Annotated in this window: 10 protein-coding genes; 7 read left to right on the top strand and 3 right to left on the bottom strand. The window is 54.0% G+C overall.

Features of this window, described 5'->3' with window-relative positions:
* Positions 1 to 45: 45 nt before the first annotated feature.
* Together HNR03_RS19595 and HNR03_RS19600 are read right to left on the bottom strand one after the other, a co-directional pair.
* The gene (locus HNR03_RS19595; protein WP_007901386.1) at positions 46 to 606 is read right to left on the bottom strand and encodes a response regulator transcription factor; all 561 of its coding nucleotides are present in this window, start codon (positions 604 to 606) and stop codon (positions 46 to 48) included.
* Positions 599 to 1,861, bottom strand: a complete 1,263-nt coding sequence (locus HNR03_RS19600; RefSeq protein ID WP_259155316.1) for an ATP-binding protein — start codon at positions 1,859 to 1,861, stop codon at positions 599 to 601. Before HNR03_RS19600 ends, HNR03_RS19595 begins: the two co-directional genes overlap by 8 nt.
* Before the next feature lie 253 nt (positions 1,862 to 2,114).
* Between HNR03_RS19600 and HNR03_RS19605 the strand changes: the two genes are divergently transcribed.
* The 7 genes from HNR03_RS19605 (at position 2,115) to HNR03_RS19635 (ending at position 11,825) form a co-directional block, all read left to right on the top strand.
* Positions 2,115 to 2,831: an SIMPL domain-containing protein gene (locus HNR03_RS19605; RefSeq protein WP_259155317.1), complete on the top strand. Its 717-nt coding sequence runs from the start codon at positions 2,115 to 2,117 to the stop codon at positions 2,829 to 2,831.
* Positions 2,832 to 3,380: 549 nt separating this feature from the next.
* Complete coding sequence (locus HNR03_RS19610; RefSeq protein ID WP_259155318.1) at positions 3,381 to 4,547, top strand: acetyl-CoA carboxylase biotin carboxylase subunit family protein; 1,167 nt, start codon at positions 3,381 to 3,383, stop codon at positions 4,545 to 4,547.
* A 24-nt stretch (positions 4,548 to 4,571) separates the two neighbouring features.
* Complete coding sequence (locus tag HNR03_RS19615) at positions 4,572 to 5,657, top strand: AraC family ligand binding domain-containing protein (protein WP_259155319.1); 1,086 nt, start codon at positions 4,572 to 4,574, stop codon at positions 5,655 to 5,657.
* Between the two features lie 4 nt (positions 5,658 to 5,661).
* Entirely contained in the window at positions 5,662 to 9,042 is a 3,381-nt protein-coding gene (locus HNR03_RS19620; RefSeq protein WP_259155320.1) for an ATP-binding cassette domain-containing protein, read from the top strand.
* Positions 9,043 to 9,089: 47 nt separating this feature from the next.
* Complete coding sequence (locus HNR03_RS19625) at positions 9,090 to 10,025, top strand: hypothetical protein (RefSeq protein ID WP_259155321.1); 936 nt, start codon at positions 9,090 to 9,092, stop codon at positions 10,023 to 10,025.
* 13 nt (positions 10,026 to 10,038) lie between these two features.
* Positions 10,039 to 10,926 (top strand): phytanoyl-CoA dioxygenase family protein, encoded by an 888-nt coding sequence (locus tag HNR03_RS19630; RefSeq protein ID WP_259155322.1) that lies wholly within the window; start codon positions 10,039 to 10,041, stop codon positions 10,924 to 10,926.
* Positions 10,927 to 10,976: 50 nt separating this feature from the next.
* Complete coding sequence (locus HNR03_RS19635; protein WP_259155323.1) at positions 10,977 to 11,825, top strand: aminotransferase class IV; 849 nt, start codon at positions 10,977 to 10,979, stop codon at positions 11,823 to 11,825.
* 75 nt (positions 11,826 to 11,900) lie between these two features.
* Here the strand turns inward: HNR03_RS19635 and HNR03_RS19640 are convergent, their stop codons facing one another.
* Positions 11,901 to 12,263, bottom strand: a complete 363-nt coding sequence (locus tag HNR03_RS19640; protein ID WP_259155324.1) for a DUF6124 family protein — start codon at positions 12,261 to 12,263, stop codon at positions 11,901 to 11,903.
* Positions 12,264 to 12,629 lie beyond the last annotated feature (366 nt).

The raw sequence follows: 12,629 nt of genomic DNA on the forward strand, positions 1-12,629 counted from the left end.
GGTTCGGGTTACTGCGAGCGCAGGCGATGATCGTTCAGCGCCCGTTCAGCGGCGCACCGGACGCTTTTGCAGTTTGCGCTGCAGCGTGCGGCGGTGCATGCCCAGGGCGCGGGCTGTGGCGGAGATGTTGCCTTCGTGCTCGGTCAACACGCGCTGGATGTGTTCCCACTGCAGGCGGTCCACCGACATCGGGTTTTCCGGCACCAGGGTGTCGAGGTCGGCATGCTCGGAGAGCAGCGCAGCCAGCACGTCATCGGCGTCCGCCGGTTTGCACAGGTAGTTGCAGGCCCCGCGCTTGATCGCCTCGACGGCCGTGGCGATGCTGGAGTAACCGGTGAGGATCACCACGCGCATTTCCGGGTCGAGCTCGAGCAGTTTGGGCAGCAGCACCAGACCCGAGTCGCCGTCCATTTTCAGGTCCAGCGCGGCGTAATCCGGGATGTCGGCCTGGGCAATGGTCAGGCCTTCTTCGGCGGAACCGGCGGTGCTGACGCGAAAACCACGGCGGGCCATGGCGCGGGCCATTACGCGGGTGAAGGTTGCATCGTCGTCCACCAGCAGCAAATGCGGCAGTTCTTCGCCTTCAACTTGGATCTCGTCACTCATGTTCGTCTCCTCGGGCGACACGGGGCAGGCGCAGCTCGGTGAGCGTGCCGCCTTCCTCATGACTGTAGAGTTTCACTGAGCCGCCAGCGCGTGTCACGCTGGCCTTGCTCAAAAACAGGCCCAGGCCGAAACCTTTGCCCTTGGTGGTAAAAAACGGTTTGCCGATCTGTTCGGCGATGGCCAGTGGCACACCGGCGCCGTGGTCGCGAATGCTGATGGTCAGGTCTTCGGCATTCCAGTCCAGCGTCACTTGCAGCCCTTCGGGACAGGCATCGGCGGCGTTGTTGAGCAAATTCAGCAGGGCTTGCGTCAGGTCTGGCGGCGGCGCCATGCGCGGCACGGTGCCCTGACCCAGGCGCTGAAAGCGGTAACTGGCTTCCGGGCGCATCAGGTGCCAGCGATTCAGCGCCTCATCGAGCCAGTCGGTCACGTCCTGCATTTCCACCGCCAGGCGGCGATTGGCTTCCGCCGCTCGGACCAGCTGCTGCAAGGTTTCCTTGCACAACTTGACCTGGTCCTGCAGCACGCTCAAATCGTCCTGCAACAGCGGGTCTGGATGGTCCTGACGCATTTCCTTGAGCAGCACGCTCATGGTTGCCAGTGGCGTGCCCAGTTCATGGGCGGCGCCGGCAGCCTGGGTCGCAACGGCCAGCAACTGTTGGTCACGCAGGCCTTCTTCACGACGAATGGCGCGCAGTTCTTCCTGACGACGCAGTTCTTCGGCCATGCGCGCAGCAAAGAAGGTGATCACGGCGGCGGCGAGGGCAAAACTCAGCCACATACCGTATATCTGCAGGTTTTCCCGGGCGATCGGGAACGTTTCCAGCGGATAGAACCGCGCCAGCAGCAAGGTATAAAGCGCCAGGGCGATACCGGACAGCACCACCGAATAGCGCCACGGCAACGTCACGGCGGCGATGGTCAGCGGCACCAGGTAATAAGAGACGAACGGGTTGGTCGAGCCACCGGAGAAATACAGCAAGGCACTGTGGATAAACAGATCGCAGGCCAGTTGCAGGGCATATTCGAGCTCGGTCACCGGCCACGAAGTACGCAGGCGAACCGCCGTGAATGCGCACAACAGCATCGAGCAGCCGAGGGTCATCGCCAATTGCACCCACGGCAACGGCAGCAGATCGAACCAGTAGGCCAGGCCCACGGAGCCGGCCTGAGCGGCGAGCACCAACGTGCGGATGATCGTCAGCCGCCAGAGGTTCTGGCGAGTTGCGGAAGTGATTTGTACGGGGGCGAGCATGAGCTCTCCTGATGAGCGCTCCAGGCGGATCGCACGGAGTATAACCAAGCACGGGGGCTGGCAGGCAAAACTGCGGCAAACAGCCACATGGCAGAAAGGGTTGTGGCATCTATAAGGCAGCCATCGCGAAGTGGCCACCGGCCCTTCATCTGTATAGAAGTTGTAACTGTGCGAACCGGATCATTACCGCTAGAGTCTGATGGTTTCACGCAGGCCCGGACTTTAACCCCTGCGCATCGCCCAAGGAGTTTTCATGCACAGTTTCCGCCGCAGCGCCGCCCTTCTTGCCCTCAGTGCCGGCACCGTTGCCAGCCTCCCGGCCCTGGCCGCCGACGAACTTCATTACAACCAGATTTCCCTGCGCGCCGAAGTCAGTCAGGAAGTGCCCCGCGACCTGATGATCGTGACGCTCTACACCGAAGATCAAAACAGCGACCCGGCCAAACTCGCCGCCGACGTCAGCACCACCATGAACAAGGCGCTGGCCCAGGCCAAAGAGGTCAAGGAAATCACCCTGCGCCAGGGCAGCCGCAACAGCTACCCGATCTACGACACCAAGGGCCAGAAAATCACCGGCTGGCGTGAACGCGCCGAACTGCGCCTGGAAAGCTCGGACTTTGCCGCTCTGTCGAAGCTGACTGGCGAACTGCTGACCGACCTGAAAATGGGCGGCATGGACTTCGCCATCGCCACACCAACACGCAAAGCCAGCGAAGACGCGCTGCTCAAAGACGCCGTCACCGCCTTCAAGGCCCGCGCCCAACTAGCCACTGACGCGCTGGGTGGCAAGAGCTACAAAATCGTCAACCTGAACCTCAACAGCAACGGCTATCCACAGCCCTTCATGCGCGGCCCGATGATGATGAAAGCGGCGAGCATGGACAGCGCCCCGGTGACGCCAGAAGTTGAGGCGGGCACAAGCCAGGTCAGCATGACCGCGGATGGCGCGATTGAAGTGTTGATGCCTTGATTGGCTGATCCGTCTAGAAAAACGGCGATCATTGACGTGATCGCCGTTTTTTATTGCCCACCCAAAACTGCGCCCCTGTAGGAGCGGCCGAAGACTGCGATCCTGGCTTTCTAACTGGCACCGTAGTCATTGCGCGAAGGAAGATCAAAAGATCGCGGCCTTCGGCAGTTCCTACAGCTACCACGGCGGATCAACATTATCCAATGCATGGAATCTCAGGTCCGATCACTGAGTTATAGGAGAATAACTCTATCTGTACATCAACATTTCTGAAGGAAACAACTTACACTTTTTTAGGAAGCATCTCTCACCAAATTAAAGCATGTCGCTCAGGCACTGTAAGAAGGATCTGTTTTTACCACACACCATTTCCCAGCAACTTTAACCGAGCTAATATTCAGTTATAGATAGCTCTTGTCACACACCAACAGCTTAATCGACCCACTATATGCAACTGAATCCCTCCCATTAAAATCGAGCTCATGCCTCACCTAAAAGCACGAGATAACAGCCTTGACAATTGGCCCCACTCGCCAACAATGGAACTTTATGAAAAACATTGTACTGATCGGCGGACATGACGAAACCTTTATGCACTTTGAAGGTTTAGACTTTAACTTCATCGTGCTGCAACTTCCTGAGTCACAGGGTAAAAACCTCGCAGCACTTACCAACAAAATTCATCTCGTCAATGATTTCTCCGAAATCACCATCATCGAAGAAATAAATAAAATACTAAAAACGCAGTCTATCGATTACATTTTTTCATTCACGGAGGATGGGCTGCTTTCCGCCGCACGTGCCAGTCAACATTACGCCATCCCAGGCATCGATTACGAAACCTGCGAAATATGCATCTGCAAACCTTTGATGCGATCCAGGCTGGAACATACTGAATTCGCCGTTGCCAGCAAGATCTGTAAAACAAGAAGAGACGTCGAAGCGTTTTTCAACTGTTATCCAAATGGAATGGTATTAAAAGACCCAACGGGCTCCGGTAGCGAAAACGTCTTCATCATCAAAGACTCCGCATCCCTGCTCGATACGCTGGAGAGACTCGATCATGAAAATGTCGTCATGCTGGCGGAAGAGTTTTTAAACGGACGTGAAGTCAGTGTCGAAACACTGACTATTGACTCACAACACCGAGTCCTCGCCATAACCAATAAACAACTATACAAAACATCGCTCGCAGAAGAGCAGCACATCATCTCGCCGGACAATCTCGACAGCGACACATTCAGCGAATTGAGTCGTTATTGCGAGCGCCTGCTGACCGCAATCAATCACACACATGGGCCTTGCCATATTGAAGTAACAATAGCAGATGGAAAATTTCATCTGATAGAAGTCAACAACCGCGTCGGCGGTGATTACATCGGCTTATTGGTTGAGCTCACAACAGGCGTTGATCTTTTTAGAGAAACACTGCGCTTTCATAGTCACGAAGCCGAATCGGACACTACCAACACTCAACTGACACACTACAAATTTGCTGGCTCTCATCTTTTTTATGAACCACTGACCCCGGACCTGATCAGGGATTACATGCAGGAAGTGGACATCATCAGACTAGTAATGGGCGAAGCCAATCCCCCGCTGGGAAGACCGCACATAAACGATGACAAAATCGGCCTAGTGGTCATTGCCAGCAATGATCGCAAGAAGTTTTATACAGCTATTGACCACCTGAACAGACTAAGTTCCGCAAGTTAATTGCCAACAATAGGAATAGACGATATGGAAGTTATCTCTAGAAGTGACATCGCCCCCCTCAACAGCGTGGTGGTGAATGGCGCCTTACACGACTTGGGTGTTGTAAAAATATTTTCCCAACATCCCGCGCTGGCCCAGTTCATTCCGTCCAAAAGCGAGGTGGCCCTTAGCTGGGTCAGACTCGAAAAGGACCAGGAATTGTCGGTTCATCAACACCCCGAGGCGAGCCTGATCCTGATTTGTGACGGCTCGGGGAAAACCCTTGGCGATACAGAACGAAACATCGAGGCGGGCGATATGGTGCTGGTCCCGCCCCACTCGCGGCATGGTTTCAAAGGCACCAACGATGGTTTCTGGGCACTATCTATTCAGTTCAACGGCAAGGCCCTGTACGAGAACACCCTTCAACCGAATGTCGACTTCAAGGCTCAAGAAACAGTCAATGCCAAGCCCGCCGACGGGCTGTTAAAAGATAACGAGGGTTATCTGGAGAGCTTCAGGAACAGTCGGCTGCTTTCGCTGATCAATTCACCGTCGATCGATCAGCCCGAAGTACGTGAAAGGCTTCTCGATTGCCTGCAGACCTGGTCAGACATGTTTCAGAACCTGCTGCATATACGTGTGGCGATGACGCTTGATCCTGCACACAAGAAAATCGCGCTTGAACACCTAGTGGAAGAACTGGGACACAACAACAATCTGCGCAATCAGCGCCATGCCACTCACTCGCCCATAGGGGACGCGGCATTCCTGTCAACCATGGAATGGTTCAGGCATCAAATGCTCTACAAGAACGACATGGTCAAGACATTGCTGATGCACATCGTGCTGGAAGGCAGCGGCGAGATTTTCCATAGCGAGGCGGCCCGCGTGTTTACCAGCATGCCGCACTTCCAAGAGCACGGTGAAGATGATGGCAGCCACGTCAGTATGGGCATAGAACTGCTGAATCAGGCATCACCCAAGGAAATCGAAGAGCTGCGTGAAACCCTGAGCGAAGGCTGGAACATGATCACTCTGCTTTGCGACCGGTTTGCCGACATTGCCTGCGCTGACTACTCGCATCGTGCAATGGATACAACACCTCCAACCAAGCCGGCATACAACTGACCCCATGAAGATTGCAAAAATCCTGAACACAATTTTATGGTTTCAGATCCCTGAACCTGGACGCCATCGAGGCGCACGTTCCGTTCACGCGTCCCGCTGGCAGCGCTGGCGTGGCGCTGCGATACAGGATGCAGGGAAAGAAAACGGGAAGGACAGGCTTCACCTCAGGATTTTTGCAGCCCTCAGACAAGATATCGTGTTGGCGTTTGTGGCCATCGGTGTACATACCGCGGCGGCATTTGGCGCCGCCATTACCCTCAAATCGTTACTGGCGCAGCTCATACAAGACGACTCGGTGGTCATGTCGAACATCGCGCTCGGGGCCACCTGCATGGCGCTGACCTACTGCGCCTGGCTGGCGCTCAACCACTCGTTTTTTTTGGCTGAACTGGTGGGTGTCGGCGGTCGCTCTTATGTGGAACAACGCCTTCTGCTCAAAAAGAACAGTTCGCTGGGTGGCTCGTCTCCACTCAGCCTCACCACGCTGTTTGACCGCGAAGCGGCACGTGTCGAATCTTCATGGTCGGGACTTATAACAATCTCGCTGGCACTCGCCACGGTCATCTTTACCTCAATATTCTTCTTCTTTGCCCTAGGCGTCAGTGCCTTGGCCGCGTTGGCGGTCATTATCGTCAGTTCACTGGTCGTGTTCTGGGTGGCTCAACGACTGAGCATGACCTATGCACAACTATCACTGAACGCCACGCAACGCATTGAGATAGGCGTGTTCGCTACAAAAAACCGACGCCAGGCCTGGCTTAAGAACTGGAATGCCAAACTGATAAGCGACTACGCCGACAAACGAAACCCCGAAGCAGCGTCGCTGAAAAAAGCGGCCCGCCTGGTGGCGGCGATCAGTTTGATCTCGACGATGACGCCCATTGCGGCGCTGCTCAGTGCGGCACTGTTGCAGCTAGTCTATCTGGGTCACGTCGATGCACCTGGAGTGTTGGCGGCCATGGCATTGATTGGCGGCTTGAGATCCGTCGCCAATAACATTCCGGATATTGTGCAAAGCATCTCTCAAGGATTTGTCGGGCACAAAAACATCGAGTATTTCCTTCGTGCCAATCACGCTGATTCGTCCCACCTTGAACCGGTACAGCTACCGACCACCCAGGCTAAACATATTGCGATTATCGGGACCGCGAGCAGCGGCAAGACCTCGGTGCTACGAAACCGAGCGCAATGTCTTGACGACACTGACGGCCGAGCAATCTTCATTCCAGACGAGCCGTGGATGTTTGCAGGCGGGCTTCGCGAGAACCTGAGTCTTTACCGCAGAGACTTTTCAGACGACGAGGCCTGCCGCGCCTTCGCTCTGTCTCGCTTACCCGAGCACTTTTACGTTGATTACCTGAATGACCTCACCCATGGCGCAGAGGGCAACTGGGACGTTTCTAGAGGCCAGGGAAAGCGTCTTGAGTTGGCCAGAGCCTTGGTCGCACAGCCGCAGTGGATCTTCATTGACCAACCCACTTCGGGTCTGGACGAAAGCCTCGCGGCGGGCCTGCTTGTTTCACTTCTGCAAGGTCCATGGCGCGATACCAACGTCATTTTTGTCACGGACAAACAGGAAGAGAAAGCGGCCGCGCAAGAAGTCTGGACAGTGGCGGGCGGCAACATTGCGCACGTGCAAACCAATCAACTTGCAGCGCATTCACACCCTGTTGGCACCCGCTCCGAGAACCTCGCCCCGGTTGTTCCGGCAGACGAAGCAGAGCCTCTCTCTGTACCCGAGCGGTCAAAAACTGCAACGACACGCTCAAGGTCAATCACAAGAAGCCTGCTGGATTTCGGCCTGTGGAAAATCTCGTTGATAGCCTTCGCGCTATTCGCCCTTAAAGAAGTGTTTACCATTGCGGGCGATTACATTATTGCCAGCGGTTATCTCACGACACACTTGCAGCTGTCCTTGATCGGGCTGGTCAGTGTTTTAGTGGTGAGTGCGGTCCTGTCGATTTTCGGGGCGCTGATTACCGTCAGGAAAAGTATTGATGCAGCCTCAACCCAATGCATTCATTACTTCGCTAATTTGATGAATCCAGGCCTGGACCACACCCTGGCTCAAGAGGTTAATCGTGACAGTCAGAACAAGCTGACCTGGGATCAGCGTCGCGTCGATGAGGTTCTGCCGGTGTTGTTGCTGGAAACGGTTGGCGCCGTAACCTTGCTGTTGATAACAATCGGCTACGTCATGCTGAACAACCTCTATGTATTGCTGCCGTTCGTTGTTATCGGGCTTTGCTACTGGTATGGCGCAAGAAACTCCGGCGAGTTACTCCGGCGATTCAATACCGGGGAAATCGACGCCACGTCCACCTTGTTTGCACGTGTTCAGGCACTGAATTGGTCAGGTGGTCGATTTGATAATGCACACGACAATTCGATGATTCTGGATTGGTTGTCACCCAGCGTGACTACTCGGGCATTCGCCTCGCTGGACAATGCAGCAACGCGTCGCTGGTACAGCTACAAGCTGGATTTGATGGGCGTTTTTTTCCTGTCATGCATCGTTGCGTCAATGATTTACTTCCATGCAACGGGCACGGTCAGCATGGCGAACGTTTTGGCGATCAGTCTCTCCTACAGCCTGATTGCGATTTTTGCACGACTCGGCAGATGTCTCGTTGAACTCCGGCAAGTCCTGGACAGTGCTGATCGCCTGGTGGTTGCCAGCTTTCAGCCTCGACCTTCGCCGGTGCAGACAAAGGTCGGTTCGAATGCCCCGTTGGTGTCCTTTTCCGATGTCACGTTCATTAACCCGAACAGCGGCTCAACGGTGCTCGAACACTTCGACCAATCGTTCCATGAGAATGAAGTCGTTGTGATCATGGGTGCCAGTGGCGTCGGAAAATCAACGTTTGCCAACCTGGTAGTGGGCAGTTTGTTCCCAAGCCAAGGGCAGATATCCACGCTAGGCGGCACCGATGGGTACCTAGCACGCCAGCATGCGGAAGAAGTCCAGCTACTGACCTCCAACCCCGTGTTTAAACCGGGTTCGCTGGCGCAGCACTTTAACAACCCGTCACTGGAAGAACTCAATCAACGCGCGGCCTATCTCGGGCTCTCGGATGTTGTCGAGCAATTGCAGGATGGCTTTAACCAACACGTCCCCTGGAATGGTGAAATAAACCTGAGCAAGTCAGAACTACAACGACTGGCATTGCTTGATCTGACCCTCAATACCCCGGCGATCGTCATCCTCGATGAAGCGACTTCAGAGTTGAACAGAGCGGATGAGGTTCAGTTGATTCAAAAGCTCATTTCTGCGCTGCCCAATACGTTGTTTTTCATCATTACTCACAATCCCGGGCTTTCCGCACTCGGCAACAGAAACTTCAATTTCAATCACGAAAAACGGCTGGTTGAAAAAACGGCATAAAAAGCCCCGAATAAATCCTTACGAGTGGCTATACAAGGATCGTAAACATGGAATTGCACGCGCAACGAGATGCGTTTTGTATCAGCTATGGTGTCTCCCGCCCACAACTACCCCTGTGTGGAATAGCCCATTGGGAAGCAACACTCAAAGGAACGGTGGTTCAGCATAGCGCCCTGCATGAGGAACAGGCTTATGTAGCCCCGGGCTTTTTTTATCTACCCGTTTCCGAACGCCCCGATCCGCACTACCTGAACACGCTTGCACAAGAGGCACAGACAGCCGACTGGCTGTTAGTGCCCTCCATGGAGAAGTCGACAGATTCGATACGGCAGCAATATGAACTAGAAATCATCCCTGTGCCCTTCATGCAAGTCGCCTACCTACAGGTTGAGGGAACCCTGGATGAGTGCTTGCTCACTTCGATGGGTAGGAAACACTACAAAGAAATGATGCGCCTGACGCGCCGGGCTGAGGACCTCTGTCATACGCAGGTATACCGTCTTGGTGAATTGTCCGAGAACAGCGAGGTGTTGGTGGCGTTCTCACTTCTTCAATCCTTCAATGTGGATAAATACCAGCACGTCAAAAACCTCTATTCGCTCGAGGCAATGCAGGCACTAGCACGGTCGACGGAAGGTTCAAAGTACTACATCAAAATTAACTACGACAAAACGACCCATGCACCGGTCTATGGCTCGCTCAGTTACGCCGATGAACAACGCGGGGTTTTCTCGCAACTGGTTCAGGGTCAAGACCGAAGCCAGGTTCCGGCGGGGCTGAACCTGTACGTCAGCGATTATTACCAACTGTACAAAGTGGCAGAATCATTAGGCTTCAAGAACAACTGCCTAGGGCGGGGAGCAATCGATATAAAGATACGGATGGGCGCCAACCGGGTGGTGGACCTGGAGAGCTGGCTGATTCCGATCCGAACGAACAACCCGCATCAAATGCATGAGTTTTCAAGTACGAGAGACAGCTAACAAGGAGTTTAAAATGTCTTTTTTCGATATCAACAAACAGCTTTACAGTGTTCATAGGATAGAGAACGGCATCTCTATCATGGATTACCCAACGTCGGACTTTGACTTGGCAGGGACACTTCAAAAGACCTTAGCCAGTCGCTACAACCTGAAAACCGACTTTGCACTGAACAAAATACATGAATGCCTGAGCCAGGAAGAAATCAGCAATCATCTGGAAGACTCCGGCCATTGGCATGACCCTCTGCAAACACTCGGGGCGCCGATGATCGAGGCGTATTACAAGTTTGTTCATTGGCTTAGCGATCATCTGGATTTTGATTTCGTATTCGAACACAACCCATTGGTCCGCTATCACATCCCCGCCAAACTGGATGATCGATACAGGTTGCCGGATGGCGAACTTTTCACCCATCACTCGGACACGCTGCTGGGCGATTATTTTCAACAGATCAACATGTGGCTGCCATTTTGTGACGTGAAAAATACCGGCGCGCTCAGCGTTTGCTCCAGAACTGCCAGCATCAACACTCTTAAAGCCTTTGCGCAAGAGCAGGGTTATAACAATGACGAATACAAAGAAAGTCGGGGCGCCTTTTTTGACTATGCAAAGCAACGTCCCCAACTGATGGCCGATCTGCGCACCGACGCCATGCCGACCAACCTTCGTTACGGTCAATGCTTGATGTTTGACCCCCGGATTCTGCACGGGACCGCAGAGAACATGGAAAACATGACGCGAGTCAGTATGGACTTCAGGATCGTCCCCGTGGACGACTACGAATCCATCATCAAGGAACTCGAACGTCAAGGTGGACGCCCCAATAGCTATGAAGGTGAAGGGTTGATCAAGGGCGAGTTCTACAACGCACTGACCGCGCGAGAAATCATAAAGAATTAACGTCTCACTTCGCTGTAAACATCATAAGAACATCAATCAGGAAATAGATGATGACCACGGCTCTCGCCTGGCTGGACGGCGTATACCTCCAGCTTGATCAGATTAACTTGTCACCCGTCACACACTCGCTGTCCTATGCCTCCTCAGTCTACGAAGGCATACGCAGTTATGGCGGCAAGGTTTTCAAGTGCGAGGAGCACTTAGAACGGTTACAACAGTCAGCCCGCTTGTTCAAACATGCCCTGCATTACACCAACGCAACGCTGACTGAGGCGTGCAATGAACTACTCAAGCGCAACGAGCTGCAAGACGCGTACATTAAAATCATTGTGTTTTATGACGAAGCCGACGTCAGTTTCATGGGGCGAGGTTGCCGCAGCAAAGTGGCGATATTCGTACTGCCATTTGCTCCGAAGGCAGCGACCACACCTTACAGGCTCACGACCGCCAGTTGGAGACGCGCGCCCGCCGATTGCCATCCGTATCAAGCCAAAACCTCGTCCACCTATGCGATCAGTTTTTTGAGCTTCCATGATAAAGATGAGGCATTTGACGACGTGCTGTTTCTCTCGACCAACGATACGGTCTGCGAGTCCAGTGGTTCCAATATCTTTTTTGTGAAGGGCAGCCAACTCATTACACCGACGACCAAAATGGCACTGGCGGGCATCACTCGCCGCGTCATCATCGATGAGCTGTGCCCGGTGATGGATCTGCAAGTGATACAGAGGGACATTTCGAGTTCGGAATTGGGCCATTTTGATGGTGCCTTCTTATGTGGCACAGCAATGGAAATCACTGAAGTCAGCTGCATTGACGGTGTGCATTATGAAAGGAACCGGTGGGTCGACTTGTTGGCAACGCAATACCGAAAGAGCGTGATGCGCACATTCTCTTAACCGTCGGGGGAGTAAGTTCCCCCGACGGTTTACCGGGTGTTAGCGCCACAGAACCGGGGAACGAACGGTATCTGCCTACGCTTGCGGATCGACGTTATCCAGCGCCCGATTCACTGCCAACTCCGCCAGCATGATGATCTGCTGAATCGCCAACACCGTATTGCGCTGCGGGCCGATCAGGTTGGTGGCGAAATCACTGGCCATAACACTCGCGGAAGCCAGGGACTCGCAGGCTTGCGCCAACAGGCTTTCGGTATCCATATTCGGAGCGACCAAGAACATGGTGCTCGGACGCCGGGAGGTGGCCGTGTATTGATTCGGGGGATCGAGGTAGTAGTCGAGGGCGCGTTTTATGGCTTCGCGGTCTTTGAGTAAAGTCTCGGAGGGTAAATCTTGAGCTTCGGATGTGGTGGGTGGATCGGGGATTAACTTATCCATGGAAAAACTCCTACTTGAAATGGGAGCCATCCAATGTCGTTTCCACACGACAAATAGGTGGCGGCTGCACGCAGGGTGGAAATACCGGTTAGTAGGACCCGGCCAGACCGAAGCCTGCCCACGCACAGCCGCCAGGACGCAGTTTGCAGACGAACGAAGACGTCGGCAACGAATACGATGGTTCAGCTATGCGGCTACTAAGAGATCCAGGTTTCCACGCCTGGTCGCTGAAACTGCAGCGACAGCCAAAGGTTAGAAGGACTGCTTCCTACCCGGCAACCTGAAAAATGCGTGGGAAAGCTCTGTGTTTCTTACACATCGTTCAACACAAAAATGGAACGCAGAGCGTCCCTGGCTGCATTCCCA

Origin of the sequence: Pseudomonas sp. JAI111, from assembly GCF_024809425.1 — a bacterium.
Classification (GTDB): Bacteria; Pseudomonadota; Gammaproteobacteria; order Pseudomonadales; family Pseudomonadaceae; genus Aquipseudomonas.

Excerpts from the sequence above, each read along its gene's own strand:
- HNR03_RS19595 (WP_007901386.1), bottom strand. The coding sequence starts at position 606 with ATGAGTGACGAGATCCAAGTTGAAGGCGAAGAACTGCCGCATTTGCTG.
- HNR03_RS19600 (WP_259155316.1), bottom strand. The coding sequence starts at position 1,861 with ATGCTCGCCCCCGTACAAATCACTTCCGCAACTCGCCAGAACCTCTGG.
- HNR03_RS19605 (WP_259155317.1), top strand. The coding sequence starts at position 2,115 with ATGCACAGTTTCCGCCGCAGCGCCGCCCTTCTTGCCCTCAGTGCCGGC.
- HNR03_RS19610 (WP_259155318.1), top strand. The coding sequence starts at position 3,381 with ATGAAAAACATTGTACTGATCGGCGGACATGACGAAACCTTTATGCAC.
- HNR03_RS19615 (WP_259155319.1), top strand. The coding sequence starts at position 4,572 with ATGGAAGTTATCTCTAGAAGTGACATCGCCCCCCTCAACAGCGTGGTG.
- HNR03_RS19620 (WP_259155320.1), top strand. The coding sequence starts at position 5,662 with ATGAAGATTGCAAAAATCCTGAACACAATTTTATGGTTTCAGATCCCT.
- HNR03_RS19625 (WP_259155321.1), top strand. The coding sequence starts at position 9,090 with ATGGAATTGCACGCGCAACGAGATGCGTTTTGTATCAGCTATGGTGTC.
- HNR03_RS19630 (WP_259155322.1), top strand. The coding sequence starts at position 10,039 with ATGTCTTTTTTCGATATCAACAAACAGCTTTACAGTGTTCATAGGATA.
- HNR03_RS19635 (WP_259155323.1), top strand. The coding sequence starts at position 10,977 with ATGACCACGGCTCTCGCCTGGCTGGACGGCGTATACCTCCAGCTTGAT.
- HNR03_RS19640 (WP_259155324.1), bottom strand. The coding sequence starts at position 12,263 with ATGGATAAGTTAATCCCCGATCCACCCACCACATCCGAAGCTCAAGAT.